The organism is Pseudomonas sp. SID14000 (genome assembly GCF_002165135.1).
In the GTDB taxonomy this organism is placed as follows: Bacteria; Pseudomonadota; Gammaproteobacteria; order Pseudomonadales; family Pseudomonadaceae; genus Aquipseudomonas.
In genome coordinates, this window is sequence record NZ_NFZQ01000018.1 from 40,597 (window position 1) to 65,170 (window position 24,574).

At 64.9% G+C, this 24,574-nt stretch carries 19 protein-coding genes; 8 read left to right on the plus strand and 11 right to left on the minus strand.

Annotation, left to right across the window (positions count from 1 at the left end):
• Positions 1 to 229: 229 nt before the first annotated feature.
• A complete protein-coding gene (locus CAY82_RS22535) occupies positions 230 to 1,588 on the minus strand; it encodes a diguanylate cyclase (protein WP_087503127.1) in 1,359 nt (452 codons plus the stop codon).
• Positions 1,589 to 1,835: 247 nt separating this feature from the next.
• Here CAY82_RS22535 and CAY82_RS22540 point away from each other — a divergent pair, with 247 nt between their 5' ends.
• The 5 genes from CAY82_RS22540 (at position 1,836) to CAY82_RS22560 (ending at position 6,843) form a co-directional block, all read left to right on the plus strand.
• Complete coding sequence (locus tag CAY82_RS22540) at positions 1,836 to 2,903, plus strand: DUF2333 family protein (RefSeq protein WP_087503128.1); 1,068 nt, start codon at positions 1,836 to 1,838, stop codon at positions 2,901 to 2,903.
• A gap of 2 nt (positions 2,904 to 2,905) precedes the next feature.
• The gene (locus CAY82_RS22545) at positions 2,906 to 3,442 is read left to right on the plus strand and encodes an NUDIX hydrolase (RefSeq protein WP_087503129.1); all 537 of its coding nucleotides are present in this window, start codon (positions 2,906 to 2,908) and stop codon (positions 3,440 to 3,442) included.
• Positions 3,443 to 3,740: 298 nt separating this feature from the next.
• On the plus strand, positions 3,741 to 4,112 hold the full coding sequence (locus CAY82_RS22550; RefSeq protein ID WP_085626093.1) for a translation initiation factor Sui1: 372 nt from the start codon (positions 3,741 to 3,743) through the stop codon (positions 4,110 to 4,112).
• Positions 4,113 to 4,264: 152 nt separating this feature from the next.
• Positions 4,265 to 6,178: an arginine decarboxylase gene (gene speA / locus CAY82_RS22555; protein ID WP_013970716.1), complete on the plus strand. Its 1,914-nt coding sequence runs from the start codon at positions 4,265 to 4,267 to the stop codon at positions 6,176 to 6,178.
• Between the two features lie 209 nt (positions 6,179 to 6,387).
• Complete coding sequence (locus CAY82_RS22560) at positions 6,388 to 6,843, plus strand: transposase (RefSeq protein WP_087503130.1); 456 nt, start codon at positions 6,388 to 6,390, stop codon at positions 6,841 to 6,843.
• A gap of 132 nt (positions 6,844 to 6,975) precedes the next feature.
• On the opposite strand, the gene CAY82_RS22565 is transcribed toward CAY82_RS22560, so the two are convergent.
• A complete protein-coding gene (locus CAY82_RS22565) occupies positions 6,976 to 8,313 on the minus strand; it encodes an MATE family efflux transporter (RefSeq protein ID WP_087503131.1) in 1,338 nt (445 codons plus the stop codon).
• Positions 8,314 to 8,551: 238 nt separating this feature from the next.
• On the opposite strand from CAY82_RS22565, the gene CAY82_RS22570 reads away from it, so the two are divergent.
• The gene (locus tag CAY82_RS22570; protein WP_087503132.1) at positions 8,552 to 13,453 is read left to right on the plus strand and encodes an alpha-2-macroglobulin; all 4,902 of its coding nucleotides are present in this window, start codon (positions 8,552 to 8,554) and stop codon (positions 13,451 to 13,453) included.
• Between the two features lie 154 nt (positions 13,454 to 13,607).
• Here the strand turns inward: CAY82_RS22570 and CAY82_RS22575 are convergent, their stop codons facing one another.
• Positions 13,608 to 13,901: a hypothetical protein gene (locus tag CAY82_RS22575; RefSeq protein ID WP_087503133.1), complete on the minus strand. Its 294-nt coding sequence runs from the start codon at positions 13,899 to 13,901 to the stop codon at positions 13,608 to 13,610.
• Positions 13,902 to 13,978: 77 nt separating this feature from the next.
• Between CAY82_RS22575 and pbpC the strand changes: the two genes are divergently transcribed.
• Together pbpC and CAY82_RS22585 are read left to right on the plus strand one after the other, a co-directional pair.
• On the plus strand, positions 13,979 to 16,333 hold the full coding sequence (gene pbpC / locus CAY82_RS22580) for a peptidoglycan glycosyltransferase PbpC (protein WP_087503134.1): 2,355 nt from the start codon (positions 13,979 to 13,981) through the stop codon (positions 16,331 to 16,333).
• Between the two features lie 92 nt (positions 16,334 to 16,425).
• Positions 16,426 to 18,090 carry a ShlB/FhaC/HecB family hemolysin secretion/activation protein gene (locus tag CAY82_RS22585; protein ID WP_087503135.1) on the plus strand — a complete coding sequence of 555 codons (1,665 nt, stop codon included), beginning with the start codon at positions 16,426 to 16,428 and terminating at the stop codon, positions 18,088 to 18,090.
• A gap of 134 nt (positions 18,091 to 18,224) precedes the next feature.
• Here the strand turns inward: CAY82_RS22585 and CAY82_RS22590 are convergent, their stop codons facing one another.
• The 8 genes from CAY82_RS22590 to CAY82_RS22625 all read right to left on the minus strand — a co-directional run bounded on the left by CAY82_RS22590 (position 18,225) and on the right by CAY82_RS22625 (position 24,521).
• The gene (locus tag CAY82_RS22590; RefSeq protein ID WP_087503156.1) at positions 18,225 to 18,998 is read right to left on the minus strand and encodes a response regulator transcription factor; all 774 of its coding nucleotides are present in this window, start codon (positions 18,996 to 18,998) and stop codon (positions 18,225 to 18,227) included.
• Between the two features lie 119 nt (positions 18,999 to 19,117).
• The gene (locus CAY82_RS22595) at positions 19,118 to 19,588 is read right to left on the minus strand and encodes a prepilin peptidase (RefSeq protein WP_087503136.1); all 471 of its coding nucleotides are present in this window, start codon (positions 19,586 to 19,588) and stop codon (positions 19,118 to 19,120) included.
• A 251-nt stretch (positions 19,589 to 19,839) separates the two neighbouring features.
• Positions 19,840 to 20,409, minus strand: a complete 570-nt coding sequence (locus CAY82_RS22600) for a DUF4136 domain-containing protein (RefSeq protein ID WP_087503137.1) — start codon at positions 20,407 to 20,409, stop codon at positions 19,840 to 19,842.
• A 19-nt stretch (positions 20,410 to 20,428) separates the two neighbouring features.
• Positions 20,429 to 21,064, minus strand: a complete 636-nt coding sequence (locus CAY82_RS22605) for a DUF4136 domain-containing protein (protein ID WP_087503138.1) — start codon at positions 21,062 to 21,064, stop codon at positions 20,429 to 20,431.
• Positions 21,065 to 21,085: 21 nt separating this feature from the next.
• Positions 21,086 to 21,835 carry a methyltransferase domain-containing protein gene (locus tag CAY82_RS22610; RefSeq protein ID WP_087503139.1) on the minus strand — a complete coding sequence of 250 codons (750 nt, stop codon included), beginning with the start codon at positions 21,833 to 21,835 and terminating at the stop codon, positions 21,086 to 21,088.
• Positions 21,832 to 22,137, minus strand: a complete 306-nt coding sequence (locus CAY82_RS22615) for a MazG-like family protein (protein ID WP_013970728.1) — start codon at positions 22,135 to 22,137, stop codon at positions 21,832 to 21,834. Before CAY82_RS22615 ends, CAY82_RS22610 begins: the two co-directional genes overlap by 4 nt.
• A 177-nt stretch (positions 22,138 to 22,314) precedes the next feature.
• Positions 22,315 to 23,166, minus strand: coding sequence for a MaoC/PaaZ C-terminal domain-containing protein (locus tag CAY82_RS22620; RefSeq protein ID WP_087503157.1), 852 nt, complete (start codon positions 23,164 to 23,166; stop codon positions 22,315 to 22,317).
• 2 nt (positions 23,167 to 23,168) lie between these two features.
• Entirely contained in the window at positions 23,169 to 24,521 is a 1,353-nt protein-coding gene (locus CAY82_RS22625) for a 3-oxoacyl-ACP reductase (protein ID WP_087503140.1), read from the minus strand.
• Positions 24,522 to 24,574 lie beyond the last annotated feature (53 nt).

The window sequence follows — 24,574 nt, forward strand, 5'->3', positions numbered from 1 at the left end:
TGCGGGGAGGAGGGGAGGTCGGTGGCTGAAGTTATTGCGATCTTGTGACGGGGTGATGACGGCAGGGGGTTGGCACCATAAAAAAGTGGCACAGTGCCTCTATTTTAACCTGTGCCGGCCTCTTCGCGGCTGAAGCCGCTCCCACAGGGATTGCGCAATCCGTCAGTCCGGTGGAGTACCTGTGGGAGCGGCTTCAGCCGCGAAGAGGCCGGCACAGGCAAAGTTTGGTTCAGGGTTCCACACGCACCACGCAATTACGCCCGGCATGCTTGGCCCGATACAGCGCCTCGTCCGCCGCACTGGCCATGGTCAGCGCATCCAGCCCCTCATCCAGCTGCACCACCCCGGCACTGAAGGTGCACTGCAAGTCCCGCGGCTGCGCCGGGTAGAGAATCTCGGCAAAGCGCTGGCGGATTTCGTCCAGCACCTTGTGCGCCGCGTCCAGCGCGGTATTGGGCATGACAATGGCGAACTCTTCACCACCATAACGGCCAATGAAGTCGGTCTTGCGCAAGCGCTGCTTGAGAAACAGCGCCAGGCTCTTGATCACCCGGTCGCCCATGGGGTGGCCGTGGTGGTCGTTGATCTTCTTGAAGTGGTCGATGTCGAGCATGGCAAAGCTCAACGGCTGCTGCTCTCGACGGGCGCGGAAGCTGCAGTCTTCCAACAGTTGCAGGATATGGGTGTGGTTGTACAACCCGGTCAGGCTATCGCGCACCATGCGCGCCTTCAGGTGCCGGGCACGGGCGGCGCGGTTGCGCACGGTAGTGATCAGGTGGCGTGAGCGAAACGGTTTGGTCAGAAAATCATCACCGCCTTCGCTCATGGCATCCAGCTGCTTGTCCAGGTCGTCCTCGGCAGACAGGTAGATGATCGGCACGCTCACATAACGGTCGCTGTGGCGGATCACCTTGGCCAGCTCAGGGCCGGTGCAGGCCGGCATGTACAGGTCGAGGATGATCAGGTCGGGCTGGAAGTCGGCCAACTCGGTCATGGTGCGGACCGGGTCGGTCAGGCTGCGGGTGATCATGCCGGCGCTGGCCAGGACGCGCTCGGTGTACAGGGCCTGGGTGCGCGAGTCGTCGATGATCAGCACGCGCAACGGGTCGTGCTGGGTGGCATTGGTCAGCAGTTCGACCTTTTCCAGCAGGCTGGAGGCTTCCAGGGTGCCGGTGAGGAAGTCCTGGCCACCAGCGCGCACGGCGGCCAGGCGGGTCGGGGTGTCGGTTTCGTGGTGGCTGAAGAACAGCAGCGGTATATGTCGGGCCAGCCCCTCTTGCACCTGGGCAGCCAGCAGCAAACCTTGGCCGGCGCCGTTGAAGTCGACGTCCATGATGATGGCCGAGGGCGGGTATTCGCCGATCGACGCGTTAAACGCCGCGGCGCTGGCCAGCGCCTGCACCACCAGGCCAAAGAATTCCAGTTGCTGCGCCAGGCGCTGGGCACGCTCGTGGTCCTGCAGCAGGATGTACACCGGCTTGCGCAGGGGCGGCAGCAGCACCTGGTCGAGCGGGTCGCCCTTGCGCAGGCCGCTACGTGTCAGCTGTTGGACGGGGCACGGCGGGCTCGGCTCGACTGCTTGGCTCATGTCCTGGCTACTTGTAGGTTAGGATGTGCAGGGGCGATGATGGCTCTATGCTAGCAGTTCCTTTCAGGTGCGTGAGTGCTCTGCATCAACAAAGCGGCCAGAACGAATATTCAGTTGCTGACCGATTGGTCGCTTATGCGTAGGGCGGTGTCTGCTTTATAGTGCTGCCACGCGGGCTTGCCGTGGCACCCTGGCGCAGGCCTGTGGTCCAAGCCCTGAACCGTCGAGACTGATTAAGGACAAAGCCATGCTGGACTGGAAAAACCGCGAGGCCAAAGCCGAGCCCCGCGAGCGCGTCGATGGCCGTGGCGCCGCCGCCCGTAGCTACCTTGGCGGCCTCTGGAGCCGTGCCCTGGGAACCCTGATTGGGTTGTACCTGCTGGTGTGTATCGGCCTGGGCTGGTACTGGAGCCAGGAGCCGGAGCTGTTCCCGGTGCAGCAGAACGCCCAGACTGCAGCCGAGCGCGCTGGCCAGCAGATGGTGGTGGGCTACACCACTATTGAAACCCTCAAGACCGTGGCCGGCACATTGCTGAACAAGCCGGGTGGCTACATTTCCAACGACCGCTTCCCACCAGGGCTGTGGATGGACAACATGCCGAGCTGGGAGTATGGCGTGCTGGTCCAGGTGCGCGACCTGTCCCGTGCCCTGCGCAAGGACTTCGCCCGCTCGCAGTCGCAGTCCACCGAAGACGCCGACCTGGCCAAGGCCGAGCCGCGTTTCAACTTCGACAACAAGAGCTGGATACTGCCGTCGAGCGAGTCGGAGTTCGAAGAGGGCATCAAGTCGCTGACCCGCTACCAGACCCGTCTGGCTGCCGGCGACAAGGGCGCGATCTTCTACACCCGCGCCGACAACCTGAACAATTGGCTGGGTGACGTGGCCACCCGCCTGGGCTCGCTGTCGCAGCGCCTGTCGGCCAGCGTTGGCCGGGTCAAGCTCAACACCACGCTGAAGACCGAATCGCTGGTCGCCGGCCAGGCGCCGCAGGTGGACGAGGAGCTGGTGGAAACCCCATGGCTGCAGATCGACAACGTGTTCTACGAAGCCCGTGGCCAGGCCTGGGCGCTGTCGCACCTGCTGCGCGCCATCGAGGTGGACTTCGCCGACGTGTTGGCGAAGAAGAACGCCACGGTCAGCGTGCGCCAGATCATCCGTGAGCTGGAAGCCTCGCAAGAAGCCCTGTGGAGCCCGATGGTGCTCAACGGTAGTGGCTTTGGCATGTGGGCCAACCACTCGCTGGTCATGGCCAACTACATTTCCCGGGCCAACGCCGCGGTCATCGACCTGCGCCAGTTGCTGTCGCAGGGTTGATGATGGCTATCAGCCCAAACGAGGCCGCCCACCGGGCGGCTTCCGATCGAGAGCTGGTCACCTGGGTGGACGAAGCCGACCAGGTGCTGGGGGCCTTGCCCCGCGCCGAACTGCGCGCGCGCGGCCTGATTGGGCGTTGCACGTTCATTCTGCTGTTCAACAGCGCCGGTGAGTTGTGCGTGCACCGGCGTACCCTAAGCAAGGCGCTGTACCCGGGGTATTGGGATGTGGCGGCAGGCGGCATGGTGACGGCCGGGGAGGCGTATGCCGATTCGGCGGCGCGTGAGCTGGCCGAAGAGCTGGGGATCGACGGGGTGGAGTTGCGCTTTCATGAACGGTTCTACTTCGACCAGCCGGATAACCGCTTGTGGTGTGCAGTATATTCGGCGGTTTCGGATGCGCCGTTGCGGCTGCAGCCGGAAGAGGTGATCGAGGCGCGCTTCATTGGCCTGGAGCAGGCTGAGCAAGAAAGCCTGACAAAACCGTATTGCCCGGACTCGTTGGCGGCGTTGCAGCGCTATAAAGCAAGCCTCAAATAGATGCGTGGGCCATGCCGGCCCCTTCGCGGGTAAACCCGCTCCCACAGGGATTTCACGGGCCGTGAAACCTGCGCAGTACCTGTGGGAGCGGGTTTACCCGCGAAGGGGTCGCAAAACATTCGCAAAATGCCGCAATCCAGTACTTAGCAACAGCCGGATTTATCGTTAAACTGCGCGCCCTTTTCGGGCTGCCGCAGGTCTTGCGGTGGTAGCGCCGCCCCTGCCAGAGTGGGGCTTCGCGGTCGGGCTCAACCCCCTGGGGCCGACCAGTTTTTGTCCTCAGCACAGAGGAACAAAAGTGGCCAAGAAAGCTTCTTCCTTCGCCGCCCTTGGCGGTCTCGTTTACTCCACCGACGCCGGTCGGCACTGCCCCGACTGTGGCCAGCCGGTGGATGCCTGTACCTGCAAGCAGCAGGTCATCCCCGAAGGCGATGGCATTGCCCGTGTGCGCCGTGAAAGCAAAGGCCGCGGCGGCAAGACCGTGACCACCGTCACCGGCGTGCCGCTGCCACTCGACCAGCTCAAGGAGCTGGCCTCTACCCTCAAGCGCCGCTGCGGAACCGGTGGCGCTCTGAAGGATGGGGTCATCGAAATCCAGGGCGACCATGTCGAACTGCTGATCGGTGAGCTGACCAAGCAGGGTTTCAAGGCGAAAAAATCCGGCGGCTGATGCGGCCACGCGATTTTTTGCCCAGTGCTTTCTAAACTCGTTGCCGTGACCAGGGTCTACCCCAGGGCACGGACGAATCGTCATTTTTGGCTTTTACACTGCGCCCGCCTCCTTGCGGGGCAGTGTCTTCGACTTATTTATAGGGGACTTGAATGTCCGTACGACGCACACGCAAAGACGATGGTAGCCAATGGACCGTGGCCGACAGCCGCAGTGTTTATGGCATCCGCCATTGGGGCGCGGGTTATTTCGCCATCAATGAAGCCGGGCGCGTCGAAGTACGCCCCAACGGCCCCAAAAGTGCACCGATCGACCTGTTCGAACAGGTAGACGAACTGCGCCAGAGCGGCCTGTCGCTGCCATTGCTGGTGCGCTTCCCCGACATTCTGCAGGACCGTGTGCGCCAGCTGACCGGCGCCTTCGACGCCAACATCGCGCGCCTGGAATACCAGAGCAAGTACACCGCGCTGTACCCGATCAAGGTCAACCAGCAGGAAGCGGTGGTGGAAAACATCATCGCCACGCAGAACGTCTCCATTGGCCTGGAAGCCGGCTCCAAGCCTGAGCTGCTGGCAGTGCTGGCGCTGGCGCCGAAAGGCGGCACCATCGTTTGCAACGGCTACAAGGACCGCGAGTTCATCCGCCTGGCGCTGATGGGCCAGAAGCTCGGCCACAACGTGTTCATCGTCATCGAGAAAGAGTCGGAAGTGGCCCTGGTGATCGACGAGGCCGCCGAGCTCAAGGTCAAGCCGCAGGTCGGCCTGCGCGTGCGTCTGTCGTCGCTGGCCTCGAGCAAGTGGGCAGACACCGGCGGCGAGAAGTCCAAGTTCGGGTTGTCCGCCGCCCAGCTGATCTCGGTGGTACAGCGCTTCCGCGATGCCGGCCTGGACCAGGGTATCCGCCTGCTGCACTTCCACATGGGCTCGCAGATCGCCAACCTGGCCGACTACCAGCATGGCTTCAAGGAAGCCATCCGTTACTACGGTGAGCTGCGTGCGCTGGGCCTGCCGGTCGACCACATCGATGTTGGCGGTGGCCTGGGTGTGGACTATGACGGTACCCATTCGCGCAATGCCAGCTCGATCAACTACGACATGGACGACTACGCCGGCGTGGTGGTGGGCATGCTCAAGGAGTTCTGCGACGCGCAGGGCCTGCCGCACCCGCACATCTTCTCCGAGAGCGGTCGTTCGCTGACCGCGCACCATGCCATGCTGGTGATCCAGGTGACCGACGTCGAGAAGCACAACGACGACGTGCCGACCATCGAGAACAAGGAAGCCCTGCCCGAGACCGTGCAATGGTTGGTCGACCTGCTCGGCCCGACCGACATCGAGATGGTCACCGAGACCTACTGGCGTGCCACCCACTACATGGGTGACGTAGCTGCGCAGTATGCTGATGGCAAGATCAGCCTGGCCGAGAAGGCCCTGGCCGAACAGTGCTACTTCGCTGTGTGCCGCCGCCTGCACAATTCGCTGAAAGCCCGCCAGCGCTCGCACCGTCAGGTGCTGGACGAGCTGAACGACAAGCTGGCCGACAAGTACATCTGCAACTTCTCTGTGTTCCAGAGCCTGCCGGACACCTGGGCCATCGGCCAGGTACTGCCGATCATCCCGCTGCACCGCCTGGACGAAGAGCCGATGCGTCGTGCCGTGCTGCAGGACCTGACCTGCGACTCCGACGGCAAGATCAACCAGTACGTCGACGAGCAGAGCATCGAGACCAGCATGCCGGTGCATGCGGTGAAGGAGGGCGAGGACTACCTGCTGGGTGTGTTCCTGGTCGGTGCGTACCAGGAAATCCTCGGGGACATGCACAACCTGTTCGGTGACACCGACTCAGTGAACATCTACCAGAATGCCGACGGTAGCGTATACCACGCCGGTATCGAGACCCACGACACCATCGAGGACATGCTGCGCTACGTGCACCTGTCGCCGGAGGAGTTGATGACGCACTACCGTGACAAGGTGGCCAGCGCCAAGATCACTGCGCGTGAGCGGACCCAGTATCTGGATGCATTGCGTCTTGGTCTGACCCGGTCTTCGTACCTGTCGTCGTAATCCACGGGGCCGCTTTGCGGCCCATCGCGCCGCGAAACCACATGGGATTGCGGTTTCGCGGGAAATCGCGGCGCGATCTGTTGTAGGAGCGGCCTTGTGTCGCGAACTGAGGGCGCAGCCCTCACCGCGTCATACTCGGTAATGATCCATCGGCGTTGCATTTCATCGCCACGCCTATCCTGTGAATGCAACGTTCAAAGGAAGTCGACATGGATCGTCACGGCAACCATCGCTTGCGCCAAGGGCGCTTTTCAGAGCCAGGCCGGCTCTACCTGCTAACCACCATCACACGCCATCGCCTCCCGTTATTCGAGAACCTCTGGTTTGCGCGTTCGGCCATTCAGCAATTGCGGCTGAGTGATCGAGAGGGGAGTTGCCGTTCGCTGGCCTGGGTCTTGATGCCGGACCATTTGCATTGGCTGATCGAGCTCGGCCCGACCAGCCTGAGCAAACTCATGTGTGCCTTCAAGTCGCGAAGCAGTTGCGCGCTCTACCGTACAGGTGCCGAGCGACATCACATCTGGCAACCCGGCTTTTACGACCGGGCGCTGCGCAAGGAGGAGGATGTAAAGGCCGCTGCCCGCTATATCATCGCCAATCCCATTCGGGCTGGCCTGGTGCGGCGGGCTGGTGATTATCCACATTGGGATTGTGTGTGGCTGTGAATCCGCAGGTGAGGGCTTTGCCCTCAGATCGCGACACAAGGCCGCTCCTACAGTTGATCGTGATACCAGGCCGTCCCGCAATCCATGTAGTAGCGGCCTTGTGTCGCGATGGGCCGCAAAGCGGCCCCGGTGTCACCGAACCCAAAGCCCTTTTTCCTGCAACCGCCACCCCACCCACCCCAAACTTACCGCCCGCAAGCCCATGAACCCGAGAAACGCCAACCACAACCCATGGTTGCCGAACCCGCTCATGGCCACAGCCATCGGCAGCGCAATCAACACCGATAGCAACATCGCATTACGCATCTCCCGCGCCCGTGTCGCGCCAATGAACAAGCCATCCAGCAAATAGCTCCACACCGCAATCAACGGCAGCAATGCCAGGTACGGCAGGTACGGATAAGCCGCTGCCCGCACACTCTCGATGTCGGTCTGCAAATCGATGAACAGGTGCCCGCCCAGCAGGAACAAGCCGGCAAACCCCAGGCTGGTGATCAGCGACCAGCCACAGGCCACCACCAGCGAGCGGCGCAGGGTGTCGCGGTCGCGCGCACCAATGGCATGGCCGCACAGGGCCTCCACTGCATGCGCCAACCCGTCAAGCGCATAGGCAGTCAGCAGCAGGCCGTTGAGCAGCAGGGCATTGGCCGCCACGGTGGCCTCGCCTAGGCGTGCGCCTTGCACGGTAATCAGCAGGAACACCAGTTGCAGCGCCAGGCTGCGCAGGAAGATGTCGCGGTTCACCGCCAGCAGCGGCCGCCAGGCCTGCCAGCGCCTGAGCGCCGCCCACGCGATCTGCCCCGGGTAGGCGCGCAAGGCCGGGCGGGTAAGGGCCAGGCCGAGCAGGGCGGCGCTCCATTCGGCAATCACCGACGCCCGCGCCGAACCCAGCACGCCCCAGTTCAGGCCAAGCACGAACCACAGGTTCAAGGCGATGTTCAGCAGGTTGGTGGTCAGCAGGATGGCCAGTGGCGCCCTGGCGTTCTGGGTGCCGAGGAACCAGCCGACCAGCGCGTAGCTGGCCAGTGCCGCGGGCAGGCCGAGCAGGCGGGTGTGGAAGAAGTCTTCGGTGGCCTGCTGCAGGGCCGTGCTGGGTTGCATCGCGTGCAGCGCCAACTGGCTGAAGGGCAGGGCCAGCAGGCCGATCAGCAGGGCGAAACCGACCGCCAGCAGCAGCCCTTGCACCAGCACCTGGCGCAACACAGCACCATCGCCACGGCCGGCGGCCTGGGCGGCGAAGCCGGTGGAACCCATGCGCAGGAAACCCATCAGGCCGACCATGAAGGTGAACAGCGTGGCCCCCACGGCCACGGCGCCAAGCTGGTGGGCGTGGGGGAGGTGGCCGATGACGGTGCTGTCGACCAGGGCTACCAGCGGCACGGAGATGTTGGACAGGATCATCGGCGCGGCCAGGGCCCAGACCTTGTGGTGGGTGGGGCGGTGCTGCCAGTCGGTGGTCAGTGAGGTCATCGGGTGTCCTGGGAAATCCTGGGGCTGCTGCGCAGCCCTTTCGCGACACAAGGCCGCTCCCAAAACCGGAAGCCTGTGCAGTACCTGTGGGGAGCGGCCTGGCGTCGCGAAAGGGGCGCAAAGCGCCCCCGCTTTTCTAAATTGCCAGCAGTGTACCGGCCATGCAGCCAATTCGCGCGACCATAGTTGCGCTATAGTTGCTGCCCTCAACGTACATGCTGCCAAAGAGTTCTACTCCATGTTCAACAAAGGATTGTTGCTGGCCTGCGCGCTGGCTTTGCTCAGTGCCTGTGACTCTTCGACGCCGGACAAACCGGCGCCAGCCGAAAAGCCGGCGGCCACTGCGCCCGCCGCCACCCCGGCGCCCGAGCGCGAAGACCCGGCCGTACTCGCCAAGCGCTACGAGGGCCGCGAGCTCACCGTGCTGGATGTTTCCGAAGTGCAGCTCGATGGCGCTGCAACGCTGTCGATCAGCTTCTCCGCACCGCTGGATGCCAAGCAGGACTTCGCCAGCAAAGTGCACCTGGTCGACACGGTCAAAGGCAAGCTCGACGGCGCCTGGGAACTCTCCGACAACCAGATGGAGCTGCGCCTGCGCCATCTGGAGCCGCAGCGCAAGCTGGTGCTGACCGTCGACAAGGGCCTGCTGGCCGTCAACGGCAGGCAACTGGAAGAGGAGTCGATCAGCCGTCTGGAAACCCGCGACATGCAGCCGACCATCGGCTTCGCCAGCCGTGGATCGCTGTTGCCCACGCGCCTGGCCGAGGGCCTGCCGGTGATTGCCCTCAACGTCGACAAGGTCGATGTCGAGTTCTTCCGCGTGAAGCCGGACATGCTCTCGACCTTCCTGGTCAACTGGGGGCGCAACAGCAGCCTGTACTACTACCAGTCCAAGGAAACCCTGGACATGGCCGAGCTGGTCTACAGCGGCCGCTTCGACCTTAACCCCGCACGCAACACCCGCGAGACCGTGCTGCTGCCGATAGCTGGCATCAAGCCGCTGCAGGAGCCAGGCGTGTACCTGGCAGTAATGCGAGCCTCGGGCACCTACGACTACTCGCAGCCAGCGACCTTGTTCACCCTCAGCGACATCGGTGTGTCCGCGCATCGCTACCGCGACCGCCTGGATGTGTTCGCCCAGGCCCTGGAGGGCGGCAAGGCGATGAACGGCGTCAACCTGGAGATCCATGACGACAAGGGCAAGCTGCTGGCCCAGGCCAGCACCGATAGCGATGGCCACGCCCAGCTGCCGATCACGCCCAAGGCCGACACCCTGATCGCCACCCAGGGGGTGCACACCACCTTGCTGCGCCTGAGCAGCGCGGCACTGGACCTGGCCGAGTTCGACATCACCGGCCCGCAGGCCAACCCGCTGCAGTTCTTCATCTTCGGCCCGCGTGACTTGTATCGCCCAGGCGAAACGGTGTTGCTCAACGGCCTGCTGCGCGACCAGGACGGCAAGCCGGTCAAGGCTCAGCCGGTGAGCGTGGAAGTGCGCCGCCCGGATGAGCAGGTCAGCCGCAAGTTCGTCTGGGAAGCCGACAGCAACGGCCTGTACCAGTACCAGCTGCAGCTGGCCAGCGAGGCCCCGACCGGCCGCTGGCAACTGCTGCTCGACCTGGGCGGCGGGCGCAAGCAGGTGTATGAATTCCTCGTCGAAGACTTCTTGCCCGAGCGCCTGGCGCTGGAGCTCAAGGGCAGCAGCAAACCATTGTCTCCGGACCAGGATGCGCGCATCCAGGTCAATGGCCGTTACCTCTATGGTGCCCCGGCTGCCGGCAACCGCCTGAGCGGCCAGGCCTATGTTCGCCCGCTGCGTGAGGCGGTGCCGGCGCTGCCGGGCTACCAGTTCGGCTCGGTCACCGAAACCGAGCTGAACCAGGACCTGGAGCTGGACGAAGTCACCCTGGACCAGGCCGGCAAGGCCGTGGTCGATATCGAAAGCCGCTGGGCCGAAGCCCGCTCACCGCTGCAACTGACCGTACAGGCCAGCCTGCAGGAGTCCGGTGGCCGGCCGATCACCCGGCGCCTGGAACAACCCATCTGGCCGGCCGAGCGCCTGCCAGGCCTGCGCGGCCTGTTCGACGGTGAGGAAACCGACAGTGACGGGCCGGTGGAGTTCGAGTTCCTGGTGGCCGACCGCGAAGGCAACAAGCTGGCGGCCAACGACCTCAAAGTGCGGCTGGTTCGCGAGCGCCGCGATTACTACTGGAACTACTCGCAGAGCGATGGCTGGAGCTACGCCTACAACGAGAAGTTCCTTACCCAGAGCGAGGAGACCGTGAGCGTCAAGGCCGGCTCCACCGCCAAGCTGAGCTTCCAGGTGGAATGGGGCCCGTACCGTGTCGAGGTGGAGGATCCGGAGACGGGCCTGGTGTCCAGCGCGCGCTTCTGGGCCGGCTACCGCGCCCAGGACAACGCCGAAGGCGGCGCGGTGCGGCCGGACCAGGTCAAGCTGGCACTGGACAAACCGGCCTACGCCGACGGCGCTACCGCCAAGGTCACCGTCACCCCGCCCGCAGCCGGCAGTGGCTACCTGATGATCGAGTCCAGCGATGGCCCGCTGTGGTGGCAGGAGATCGACGTGCCCGCCGAGGGCAAGACGTTCGACGTGCAGCTGGACAAGCAGTGGGCACGCCACGACCTGTACATCAGCGCGCTGGTGATCCGCCCCGGCGAGCGCAAGGCCAACGCCACGCCGAAACGTGCGGTGGGCGTGCTGCACCTGCCGCTGGACCGCGCCGAGCGCAAGCTGGCGGTGAGCCTGCAGGCACCGGAGAAAATGCGCCCGAAACAGTCGCTGACCGTGAGGATCAAGGCTGCAAATGCTGATGGCAGCGTACCCAAACAGGTGCATGTGCTGTTGTCGGCGGTGGATGTGGGCATCCTCAACATCACCGACTTCAAGACCCCCGACCCCTTCGCCAGCCTGTTCGGGCGCAAGGCCTACGGTGCTGATCAGCTGGATATCTACGGCCAGTTGATCGAAGCTGGCCAGGGCCGCCTGGCCAGCCTGGCGTTCGGCGGTGACGCGGCGATGGCCAAGGGTGGCAAGCGCCCCAACACCACGGTGACCATCGTCGCCCAGCAAAGCCTGCCGGTGACCCTGGACGACAAGGGCGAGGGCCAGGCCACGGTCGATATCCCCGACTTCAATGGCGAACTGCGGCTGATGGCCCAGGCCTGGACCGAGGAACACTTCGGCATGGCCGAAGGCAAGACCGTGGTCGCCGCGCCGTTGATTGCCGAGCTCTCGGCGCCGCGCTTCCTGGCCGGTGGCGACCGCACCAGCCTGGCGCTGGACCTGGCCAACCTGTCGGGCCGTGCCCAGCAGCTGAACGTTGAAATCAGCACCGAAGGGCAGCTGAGCCTGGCGGCCAACGCCGTGCAGAACGTTGCCCTGGCTGAAGGCCAGCGCTCGACGCTGATGATCCCGGTACAGGCCCAGGGTGGCCTGGGGCAGGGCAAGGTGCATGTGCGGGTCACTGGTCTGCAGCTGCCGAACGAGCCGACCGGCGCGTTCGAGCGTGAGTGGACGCTGGGCGTGCGCCCAGCCTACCCGGCGATGCTCAAGCATTACCGCGTGGCCTTGAAGGACCAGCCTTGGACCCTGCCTGAAGCAGACCTGGCCGCCTTTGAACCCGCTGGCCTGGAAGCCAGCCTGGCCTTGTCGAGCCGGCCACCGCTGAACCTGGCCGAGCAGATCCGTGCCCTCGAAGCCTACCCCTACGGTTGCCTGGAGCAGACCACCAGCGGCCTCTACCCGTCGCTGTACGCCGATGCCGACAGCCTCAAGCGCCTGGGCATAAAGGGCGAGCCTGCCGATGTGCGCAAGCGCAAGATCGAGATGGGTATCGAGCACCTGCTGGGCATGCAGCGCTACAACGGCAGCTTCGGCCTGTGGAGCTCGGACAGCGAGGAAGAATACTGGCTGACCGCCTATGTCACCGACTTCCTGCTGCGCGCCCGTGACCAAGGCTATGGTGTGCCGGCCGAAGCGCTGAAGAAGGCCAGCGAGCGCCTGCTGCGCTACCTGCAGGAGCGCAACCTGATCGAAGTCGACTACAGCGAGAACGCTGAACACACCCGCTTTGCCGTGCAGGCCTATGCGGCGTTGGTGCTATCGCGCAGCCAGCAGGCGCCGTTGGGCGCCCTGCGTGGCCTGTTCGAGCGCCGCGCCGACGCCCGCTCTGGTCTGCCGCTGGTGCAACTGGCGGTGGCGCTGGACAAGATGGGCGACAAGCCGCGTGCCGAGCAGGCCCTGCAGGCGGGCCTGGGCATCAGTCGTGGTAAAGGCTGGATGGCCGACTATGGTAGCGCCCTGCGCGACCAGGCACTGATCCTGGCGCTGCTGCAGGAAAGCAACCTGGCGAGCCGCCAGGTCGACCAGCGCCTGTTCGCCCTGTCGGATGAGCTGGCGGCCAACCGCTGGCTGTCGACCCAGGAGCGCAATGCGCTGTTCCTGGCCGGCCGTGGCCTGCTGGGCAAGCCGGAAGGCCAGTGGCAGGCGCGCCTGGACAGCGCAGGCGAAGTGCGCGAGTTCAACAATGCCGAGTCCGGCATGAAGCTCGAAGGCCCGTTGCTGGCTTCGCCGCTGAGTGTGCAGAACCAGGGTAGCGAGACGCTGTACCAGCAACTGACCTTGTCGGGTTACCCGCGCCAGGCGCCTGCGGCCGGTGGCAACGGCATGCAGATCCGCCGTGAGTACCTGGGCATGAATGGCCAGCCGTTGGACTTGCACAACCTGCGCAGCGGCGACCTGGTGCTGGTGCACCTGGCGCTCAAGGCTGAAGACCGGGTACCGGATGCGCTGGTGGTGGACTTGCTGCCGGCAGGCCTTGAGCTGGAAAACCAGAATCTGGCGCAAAGTGCCGCCAGCCTGGACAACGCCAGCAGTGCAGTGAAGGAATGGCGCGAGTCGATGCAGAACGCCAGCGTGGTGCATCAGGAGTATCGCGATGACCGTTATGTCGCTGCACTCAAGCTGGACAGCTACGGCACCACCCACCTGCTGTACCTGGCACGGGCGGTGACCCCGGGCACCTACCGCGTGCCGCCGCCGCAGGTCGAATCGATGTACCGGCCAAACCTGCAGGCCGTGGGGGATGGGCAAGGGGAGATGACCGTAAAAGCCCGCTAAGCGCCTGTCAGGCGCGGACTATGTGGGAGCGGCCTTGTGTCGCGAAAGGGCCGCAAAGCGGCCCCAAAGCGGCGGAGCTGAAAATCTGGGGCTGCTGCGCAGCCCTTTCGCGACACAAGGCCGCTCCCACAGGTCCGCGCCGGGCAGTTCAATGTCAGTGTATTACCCAGCTCATCACCCACAACCCCAGCAGCAGCCAGATGATCCCGAGGATGATCGAGGCACGCATGAACGCGCGGATTGCCGAGTACAGCAGCACCAGCCCGATGATCAGGGCAAGGATGCTGAGCAGCGAGGTTTCCATGCCCAACGTGCGCGCCAGGCCATCGATGAAATTGCCACCGGCGCTGGCCAGCAGGTTGAACAGCCCGCTCATTGCGTCGACGATGAAGCGGATCAATGACCCCAGCGCCTGGCCCAGCCACTCGAAAAAACCTTCTACATGCATAGTTGCTTCCTGATGAACGAATCGGCGAGGTTGCCGTTCCCAAGCCTTTGGCCATCACCTGGCCAGGTCGGTTCCCGATGCCAAGCTTAACGCGGCCGCGTACCCGTGCGGGCAGGCTGTTGCGCGTCACGCTGCTCGGCATGCTGGTGCTGTTCGGCCTGTTGTGGCTGGCCGACCGCCTCTGGCCTCTGCCCATGCCCGGCGACGACCTGGCCCGGGTGGTGCTGGCCGAGGACGGCACGCCATTGTGGCGCTTTGCCGATGCCGATGGCGTGTGGCGCTACCCGGTCAGCTCCGACGAGGTTTCGCCGTTGTATCTGCAAGCGCTGCTGACCTATGAGGACCGCTGGTTTTACAGCCACCCCGGGGTCAACCCGCTGGCCCTGGTCCGCGCTGCCTGGCTGAACGTGCGTGGCGGGCGTGTGGTATCGGGCGGCAGCACGCTGTCGATGCAGGTAGCGCGCCTGCTCGATCCGCATGACCGCACCCTGGCCGGCAAACTGCGCCAGCTGTGGCGCACGGCGCAGCTGGAATGGCATTTGTCCAAGCGCGAAATCCTGCAGATCTACCTGGATCGCGCGCCTTTCGGCGGCACCCTGCAGGGCGTTGCAGCCGCCAGCTGGGCCTACCTGGGCAAGTCGCCCATGCACCTGACCCCGGCCGAAGCGGCGCTGCTGGCCGTGCTGCCCCAGGCGCCCAGCCGCCTGCGCCCGGACCGCCACCCCGAACGTGCCCAGCGCGCCCGGGACAAGGTGCTGCAACGCCTGGCCGAATACCAGGTGTGGCCGGCTCAGCAAATCCGTGAGGCTGCCGAAGAACCGCTGGTGCTGGCGCCACGTCAGGAACCGGCCTTGGCGCCGCTGCTGGCCCGACGCCTGAACAGCCCCGACAGCCCGCCGCTGACCCGCACCACGCTCGACGCCGCGCTGCAGCGGCGCCTCGAAGACCTGCTGCTGGGCTGGCGCGCACGGCTGCCGGAGCGCACCTCCGCCGCCATCCTGGTGGTCGAGGCGCAAACCATGGCGGTGCGTGCCTACCTCGGCTCCATCGACCTGGCCGACGAGCGCCGCTTCGGGCATGTCGACATGGTGCGTTCGTTGCGCTCGCCCGGCTCCACGCTCAAGCCGTTCCTCTACGGCATGGCGCTGGATGACGGCCTGATCCATTCCGAGTCGCTGCTGCAGGATGTGCCGCGACGCTATGGCGACTACCGCCCCGGCAACTTCTCCATGGGTTTCAGCGGGCCAGTATCGGCCAGTTCGGCGCTGGCGCTTTCGCTCAACCTGCCGGCGGTGCAACTGCTGGAGGCCTACGGCCCGAAACGCTTTGCCGCGCAACTGCGCATGGCGGGCATGCCGCTGACACTGCCGCCTCTGGCCGAACCCAACCTGTCGTTGATCCTGGGTGGCGCGGGCAGCCGCCTGGAGGACCTGGTGGGTGGCTACGCTGCGCTGGCTCGGGGTGGCAACAGTGCGCGGGTGCGTCTGCAACCGCAAGACCCGTTGCTGGAACGGCGCCTGCTGTCACCTGGGGCGGCGTGGATCATCCGGCGCATCCTCAGCGGCCAGGCGCGTCCCGACCGCGACCCGCATGCCGAGTTGGTGCAACGCCCGCAACTGGCCTGGAAAACCGGCACCAGCTATGGCTTTCGTGATGCCTGGTCGATCGGCGTGGGCCCGCGCTATCTGATTGGCGTATGGATCGGCCGCCCCGACGGCACGCCGGTCCCCGGGCAATTCGGACTGGCTTCGGCAGCGCCGCTGATGCTGCAGGTGCACGACCTGCTGAGCAACCGTGACAGCCAGCGTGGCATCAGCGTGCCGGTGGCGCGGGTACCGGCGAATGTCGGCGTGGCAGCGATCTGTTGGCCGCTGGGCCAGCCGATGAACAAACAGGACCCCAACTGCCGGCGCCAGCGTTTCGCCTGGACCCTGGACGGCACCACACCGCCAACCCTGCAGGCCGCCGACCAGCCACTCGGTCTGGGTCTGCGCGAAAGTGTGTGGGTCAATGACCAAGGGCTGCGTGTCGATGGCAGCTGCCCGGGCGCCAAGGCCCGCGACATCGCCCTCTGGCCGGCCCCGCTGGAGCCTTGGCTGCCACGCGTCGAGCGGCGTGCGGCGCGCCTGCCGGCCATCGACCCGGGCTGCCCACCGCAGGTGCCGGCCAGCGCGCCACCACTGTCGATCGTGGGCGTGCGCCCGGGCGACAACCTGCGCCGCCCGGCCACCAGCAGCGAGCCGTTGCAACTGCATGTGTCGGCGCTGGGCGGCGGCGGCCGGCGCTGGTGGTTCCTCAACGGCCAGCCATTGGGCGAAACCCAGGGGCAGGACAGCCTGCTGGTGCGCTTGCCACAGGTTGGGCAGGCCGAAATCAGCGCGCTGGATGAAAGCGGAGAGACGGCACGTGTGGCGTTCCAGGTCAGCGAATAGCCGTTCGACGAGGGACGAGGCAACACCTACGCTTGCAGGTAACGGGTGTGACCGGCTGGCCCCCCGCAACCCAAGGGAACATGGAGCGCCCTATGCGTCCTCTGGCCGTGCCCCTGTTGTTGCTGCCCTGGGCGCTTGCGGCCCATACCGAACCGTTGCCCGGTTTTCTCGACAGCCATGAGTACGAACGCCGTCTGCCCGGTGCCAACCTGCCGATAGACGCCTACCGCCCGGTCAGCGCTCACCTGCAGTTGGCTGGGGCGGATGGCGACAACCCCGCCTGGGCGCCTGCGAGTACCCCGTTGGTTTTGCATAAAGTGCGCTTCGAAGGCGGCACGGTGTTCCCCTTGAACGACCTGCGCGAACACTACCAGCCGCTGATCGGGCGCCAGACCACGTGGGGCGAACTGCAGCAGTACACCGCGCGGCTGACCCAGCGCTACCGGCAGGAAGGCTACCTGTTGTCGTACGCCTACCTGCCGCCGCAGGAGGTGGCCGATGGCCGGGTCAATGTAATGCTGGTCGAAGGTTATATCCATGATTACCGCGTGGACGGCGATTTAGGCCCGGCCAGCGACTATTTGCACCAGTTGCTGGAGCGGCTTACAGCCGAGCGCCCGCTGACCCGGGAAACGCTGGAGCGCTACCTGGGCCTGGCCGAGCGCCTGCCGGGGGTGACGATAGAGCCGCAGCTGGCCGTGGCGCGAACTGCTGATGGCGCCGTCCGGTTGACAGTGCATGCGCGGCGCAAGCCTTTCAGCGCTGCTGTTACCGTGGTCGATGGCAACCGTGACGACGCGGAGGCACTGCTGACGGCAACCAGCCACGCCCAGACCCGCTTTGCCGAACAACTCGAGGCCAGCCTGTTGCTACCACCGGGGGATGACCAGGTGCATTACCAGCGCCTGGCCTACAGCCAATACCTGGACGCGGGCGGCAGCCAGCTGCTGCTGTCGGCTTCGCGCTATCGCAGTGACCTCGGTACGCGTATTCCTCTGCACGATGGCCGTGACATCTCTCGCAAGCGCGACAGCGATCGCTATGCGATCGGCCTGCGCCAGCCGGTGATCGTCAGGCCGGATGAATGGATGGTGGTGCAGGGGCAGGCTTATTCGGTCAGTGAGCACTTCGAAGATCGGGTGGATGGGCTGCCAGTGGCACGGGACTACGACACCTACGTGCGTGCGCTGTCGTTCGAGGGCGACTGGCGCAAGGTCGAAGAGGGCCGTTTGCGTATTGTCAGCGCCGGTGTCTATCAGGGCCTGGATTACCTGGGGGCGCGCAGCGATGCTGACTACGATCTGGATTTTCTGCGGTTGCGGCTTTCGGGGTTGCAGAGTGATGTGCTGTCGGGCAACTGGCAGGGTGTAGTGTCTGGGGCGTTGTACTGGAGTGATGATCGGTTGCCTGACAGTGAGCGGGCGGGGTTTGGCGGGCAGAACTTCGGTCGTGGCTACCCGCGCGACCAGGCGGATGGAGACAAGGGCTGGGGTGTGTCTTACGAGTTGAACTACAGCATGCGCAGTAGCTGGCTGGCAGTGGTGCAGCCCTATGCGCTGGTGGATACAGCACAGGCCTGGCATAACCGGGGGCCGGTGGAGGACGCCCATCTGGCCTCGGCGGTGCTTGGCGTGCGGTTGGGGGATGGGCGCTTGTTCAATGTGGCGCTGGAGGTGGCCAAGCCGTTGGCAGATGTGGCTCTGGATAGCCTGGACCGCGGACCGCGCGTGACGTTACAACTGGCTATCCAGTTGTAACAGGTGAACCGAGGACCTGTAGGAGCGGCCTTGTGCTGCGAAGAGGCCATTTCAGGCGCAATCTTTTGCATGTCATGAGGGCCCTTTCGCAGCGCAAGGCTGCTCCTACAAAAAGCGGTGTGCCGACCGGTCACTCAATGGGTGGTAAAGCGCTGATGCACCGGCGACGAAGTGGGGGTCATTGCCAGCGCCAGCTGGGTGCGGTTGTGCATATGCGTCAGGCGCAGCACCTGCGACACATACAGTTTCACGGTATTTTCGGTAATGCCCAGTTCACAGGCGATCTGGTAGTTGGTCTTGCCCTTGCCCACCAGGCGCGCCACCTCCAGCTGGCGTGGTGACAGCTTCTCGAATGCTGCTGGCAGCTCGCTTTCACTCTCGTCCACATCACCGGCACGTCGGTGGATACCCTGGCCTCGGGCTTTTTCCAGGTCCTGGTAAAGCTCGTCCATGGACTCTGCCAGCTCTTGCAAACGCTGGTTCAACCCGCCCAGGTCGTGGAAACTGCGCTGGCGCTCCTGCACGGCCTGTTCCTGGCGACGCACGCCCTCCAGCAGCTCATCGAGGTCCATGGGCTTCTGGTAGTAATCGGCAAATCCTTCCCGCAACGCACGGATCACGTCCTGTTTCTCCGCGTGGCCGGTCAGCATGATGGCCTCGAACATACGCTGCCCGCCGAGTGCCTTCAGGGCGCGGACCAGTTCTATACCATCACGCCCAGGCATGAGCAGGTCACAAATGACCAGGCCAATGGCCTTGTCTGCCAGGTAGCGTTCGATGGCTTCATCAGTGGAGTGGGCCGGCAGGCAGTGATAGCCGTGGGTTTTGAGGAACTCACACAGTTGTTCGACGATCACCGGTTGGTCATCGACCACCAATATCTTCATTTCACTGAATGCTCTGGACACGATCAACTCCCTGTTGGTATGCGGTCCTGCTCCTGGGCCAAGTGCTCTGGCAAACTAAAAAATAGTCGCAGGTGGCGGATTTGTACAAATCCTGTACAAACATCGGGTCACGGGGTTGCTCATTGGATCCATACAGCAGTCAGAAGAAAGCCGGTGAGCACATAGGGGACGAACGCCTGCTTGTCGCCCATTTCTTCGGTCAGGGCCTGCAAACGCTTTTTCACCTTGGGGTTGAGCAAGGTCCACAGGCGCCGGCGGGTGAGCAGCCACAGCAGCACGCTGACACCGGCGCCGATGAAGGTGCCAAGTACGTATTGCGGGCTGGTGGCCAGGGCCAGGGCGCCCATCAGCTTGACGTCGTCGGCGCCGAAACGGCCGAGCATGTAGCCGGGCAGGGTCAGCAACATGACGATGGCCAGCGCCCAGCCGGCATCGCTGGCGTCGGCGCCGATCCAGCTGTGGCCGGTGGCGAAAAGCCAGGCCAGGGCGCAGGTAGCCACGCCCAGGGTGAGCATGTTGGATATCTGGCGCTGACGCACGTCCTGTTCGGAGCACAAGGCAAGCCACAGCAGGAGAACAATGCTTTGCATTGGCAGGTCGCCCTTCCCAAATGTTGAACACATCTACCCGGTCAGTCAGGTTTCCTTAAGTGAAGATAGACGGGAACCTGCGGGGGAGTGGGGTGGGAAAGGCAAAAAGACGTGGCCGGGATGGATTTTGTCGTTGTTGAAACAGGTCTTGCAGGCGACCCTTGCGGGAGCGGTTCCATCCGCGAATACCGGCAAGGCCGGTGCCATGAACCGCGTCTTTTTCTTCGCGGGTAAACCCGCTCCCACAGGGGTTACTTCCTGCTCCCCGGCGGGTAGTTCGCCAACACCTTGGCCACGGTGTTCTGGATGGCGCTGTTGCGCTCTTCCGGGCTGGGCGGGTAGTTGTTCATGATCTGCTCGGCACTGCCGCGCCAGACCAGCTTGCCGTCACGCCCATCGAACAGGTCGATCTGGATGGTCGCCACCTTGTAGTCGACGCTGCGGGTTTCGTTGTACATCGGGCCACCCCAGTAGCCGCCCCAGTAGCCCCCCCAGCCACCGCCGTAGTGGGTGGTGATCTGTTGCTGGCGCTGCTCGACGATCAGGTACGCGCGCACTGTCAGGTCCGGTCGAGCGCCACCTTGGACCGGGCGTAGGCCACGCTGGTCGAGTTGGCCGGCGACCGCCTGGCGAATGCGCTGCTCGGTCAGGTCGCTCTTGATTCGCGGGTCGTCCGGGCGGTACTGCAGGCCCGGCTCCTGCCATGCCCAGCTGCGGTAGGCGGCAAAGTCACGGCTGGCATCGAAATCCTGCTGGACGTTATTGCTGGAGCAGGCGGCGAGCAATAACGCGAATGACAGTAGAACGAGACGGCGCAACATGATGGTTCTCCGTTAGATATCAACTGGGAGGATAGCCGCTGAGCGCCTTGTGCACAGACGCGCGCAAGGCACTTTCGCGTTCACGCGGCGAGTCCTTGTCACTGCCGCTTTCGGCGCTGGCACTCCATACCGGCTGGCCACTGCGGGCGTCGTACAGGTCGATACGCACCACCATCACCTGCACCTCGTATGTGCGCACGATGGGCACGCTGGCATAGGCCCCGTAGCCATGGCGGTAGCCGCCATAGCCGACACCACCGTAGGGGTATGGGCCGTAGTAGGGGTCGTAGGCATCGTAGTCACGTACCTGGCGCAAGCGCTTTTCCAGGCGTATGTCGGCGCTGACCAGCAAGTCGCCGGGGCCGCCACGGGCAGGGCGCAGGCCATGCTGGTCGAGCGCGCCGCTGACGGCATCGGCCAGTTGCGCCGGGTCGGTATCGACCGAGCCGCTGGGCAACTGGCCGTTGCGCCAGCTCCAACTGCGATAGTGGCCGTAATCACGGGCGGCTGCCGGGTAGGCACTGGCATCGAAGGTGCTGGCCGCCTGGGCAGGCGCCGGTGGTAAGGGGCGGCTGCTGGCCACATACGGGTTGCTGCCCTGGCAGCCAGCCAGGGCAAGCGGCAGCAGGGCCAGGCACGACAGACGGTACGGCATGTATTCCTCCCGGCGGGCGGGTCAGCGGGGGCGGCAGACCCAGTGCAGGTAGCGACCGAGCCCGGCGAAGCTGGGGTGGCGGCGGTAGGCCAGTTCCATTTCCAGCAGGTCGAGCAGCTCGGCCTTGCCCTGGAACTCCTTGGGCATGTAGTCGTGGAACACCCGCACGCCACTTTCGCTTTCAACCTGCCACATAGGATCAAGTTGCGCCCTGAGTTCCCGTGGATCAAGCGGTTTTTGTGGGGTCAGGCTCTGCTTTTCACCCTCCAGCCGGTTGCTGCGCAACTTGCGGAAATGGCCCTTGAGCAGGTTGCGATAAACCAGTGCGTCGCGGTTGTAGAAGGCCAGTGACAGCCACCCGGAGGGGGCCGTGAGCTGGTGCAGTACCGGCAGGATGCTTTCGGGTTCGGCCAGCCATTCGAGTACGGCATGGCATAGCACCAGGTCGTAGGGCTCGGTCAGCTGGCCGAGCAGGTCTTGCCAGGGGGCCTGGATGAAGGTGGCCGGTTGGCCGGCTTCGGCAAAGCGCGCCCGTGCGCCGTCGAGCATCGGCGCGGCAGGCTCGGCCAGGGTCAGCTGGTGGCCGCGCTGGGCCAGCCACAAGGCCATGTGGCCCAACCCGGCACCGATGTCGAGGATGCGCAGCGGACGGTCGGGCAGGGCTTCGGCCAGGTCGGCCTGTAGCACGGCCAGGCGGATCGCGCCCTTGGCGCCGCCGTAGATCTTCTGGGCAAAGCGGGTGGCCAGCTCATCGAAGTGACGGTCGTTCATCGGGCGAAGCGCCTCTCGCTGTCGGCCAGCTTGGCTCGCACAACCTGGTCCATGTCCAGGCCCAGCTCACTGCACAGCAGCAACAGGTACAGCACCACATCGCCGATTTCCTGGCCGGCGTGGGCCAGCTTGTCGGCGGGCAGTTGGCGCGATTGGTCTTCGCTCAGCCACTGGAAGATTTCCACCAGCTCGGCCATTTCGACACTGGCGGCCATGGCCAGGTTCTTCGGGCTGTGGAAGCCGCGCCAGTCGTTGTTGTCACGGATCTGGTGCAGGCGTTGGGTGAGTTCTTGCAGGTTCATCGGGGGTCTCCTAATGCTGCATAGCTTCTGCGCAGGCCCGATGCAAAGCAAGGGGGCCGCTTTGCGGCCCATCGCGACGCAAGGCCGCTCCCACAGGAGGGCACTGGCATCAAGCCGAATGCGGTACCTGTGGGAGCGGCCTTGTGTCGCGAAAAGGCTGCGAAGCAGCCTCACGATTCAAAGCCGGTCCCAGCGCCCGACCATGTGCAGCACCCCGCCATGCCCATCCAGCCGCAGCTCTCCCGCAGCCCCCGCTTCACTGGCACCGAGCACCACCTCCGACGGCAGCCGCACCGGTTTGCGGAAATCCACCTCGAAGGCATAGCCACTGTGCGGCAGGTGCCCGCGCAGTGCCGCCAGGGCCATGGCCTTGCTCCACATGCCATGGGCAATGGCCGTGGGGAAGCCAAACAGCCGTGCACTGGCGGCGCTCAGGTGGATCGGGTTGTAGTCGCCGCAGACCTTGGCATAACGCCGGCCTATATCGCTGTCGGCGTACCAGCGGGTCGCCTCTGGCAACGCTTGCGGTTCGTCCTCGGCAGGTTCACCGGCCTCGCTTTCCAGCTTCAGCCCGCGCACCAGCATACGGCTGGTTTCGCGCCAGAGCAGGCCTATGCCGTCTTCGGCCTCGGTGACCAGGTCGAAGGTGCCGCCCTTGGCGTGCGGTTGCAGATTGTCCGCATACACCGCAAAACGCAGCCCTTCGATACCGCCCAGTGGGCGCAACACTTCGATGCGGTTGTACAGGTGCACCAGGCCGAGCAGCGGGAAGGGGAAGTGTGTGGCGGTCATCAACTGCAACTGCAGCGTGAATGCCATGACATGTGGATAAGTACCCGGCAGGCGGCCATCGTCGGTGAAGTGGCACAGCCGTCGGTAGGCGGCCAGATTGTCCGGCTGGACGCGGATGAAACAGCGCAGGCCGTCGCCCGGCAGATGGTCGCCGCTGATGGTGCGCTTGCTGGCCGCGCGCAGGTACAGGCTGGCGCGCGAAGCGGGGCTGTGCAGGTCGTGCCAATGTAGGCTCATGTTCAGGCCCCCATCAAGGCCTGGCCGCATACCCGCAGCACCTGGCCATTGACTGCACCGGACCCCGGCTGGCTGAGCCAGGCGATGGCTTCGGCGACATCCTGCGGGCGACCGCCCTGGCCCAGCGAGCTCAAGCGTCGCCCGGCCTCGCGCAGGCCCATGGGCATGGCGGCGGTCATATGGGTTTCGATGAAACCGGGTGCCACGGCATTGATGCTGCCGCCGCGCTCGGCAAGGCGGGGCGCCCACGCCTGGGCCAGGCCGATCAGCCCGGCCTTGCTGGCGGCATAGTTGGCCTGCCCGCGGTTGCCGGCTATGCCGCTGACCGAGGCCAGTAGAGTGATGCGCGTGTTTTCACCGAGGGCACCGTTGTCGTACAGCGCCTGGGTCAGCATCTGTGGCGCCTTGAGGTTGACTGCCAGCACTGCGTCCCAGTATTCCGGGGTCATGTTGGCCAAGGTCTTGTCACGGGTGATACCGGCGTTGTGCACCACGATGTCGATGCCGTCAGGCAGGGCAGCGAGCAGTTGCGTTGCCGCGTCGCTGGCGCAGATGTCCAGGGGCAGCGCCTTGCCGCCCAGGCGCGCGGCCAGGGCGTCGAGGTCCTGGCTGGCCTGCGGCACATCGAGCAGCAGCACGTCGGCGCCATCCCGCGCCAGGGTTTCGGCAATGGCGGCACCGATGCCGCGTGCGGCGCCGGTTACCAGGGCGCGGCGGCCAGCCAGCGGCCGGGTCCAGTCCTCGACCTGACTGGCACAGGCTTGCAGGCGCAGCACCTGGCCGGAAATGAAGGCACTTTTGGGCGAGAGAAAAAAGCGCAGGGCGCCTTCCAGCTGGTCCTCCGCGCCGGGGCCGACATACAGCAACTGCGCAGTTGCACCGTTGCGCAGCTCCTTGGCCAGTGAGCGGCTGAAGCCTTCCAGGGCTCGTTGGGCAATGCAGGCCAACGGGGTGTCGAGGTTCTCTGGCGCACGGCCCAGTACCACCACATGTGCGCACGGCGCCAGGCTGCGAAGCAGTGGCTGGAAAAATTCGCGCAACTGCTTCAAGGCGTCGCTGTCGGACAAGTGACTGGCATCGAATACCACGGCCTTGATCTTCGGTCCCAGGCCAGCCACCCATGGCTCGGCCTGGAGGTTGTCGGTATTGAAGCTGTAAAGCGTGTCGGTCAGGCGCGGGGCAATGGCTTCGACCTGGCTCGCCAGTGGCCCGCCACCCAGTACCAGGGCGCCTTCGACCGGGCGCAGGCGGCCGGCCTGCCAGCGCTCCAGCGGCGCCGGGCGTGGCAGGCCAAGGGCATCCACAAGACGGCGGCCGAGGTTGGAGTTGGCAAAGCCGAGGTAGCGATCGCTCATGAGTGGGTCTCCCGGAAGGCAAGCTAGAAAGTGTGGACCAACTTTGTGGCAAG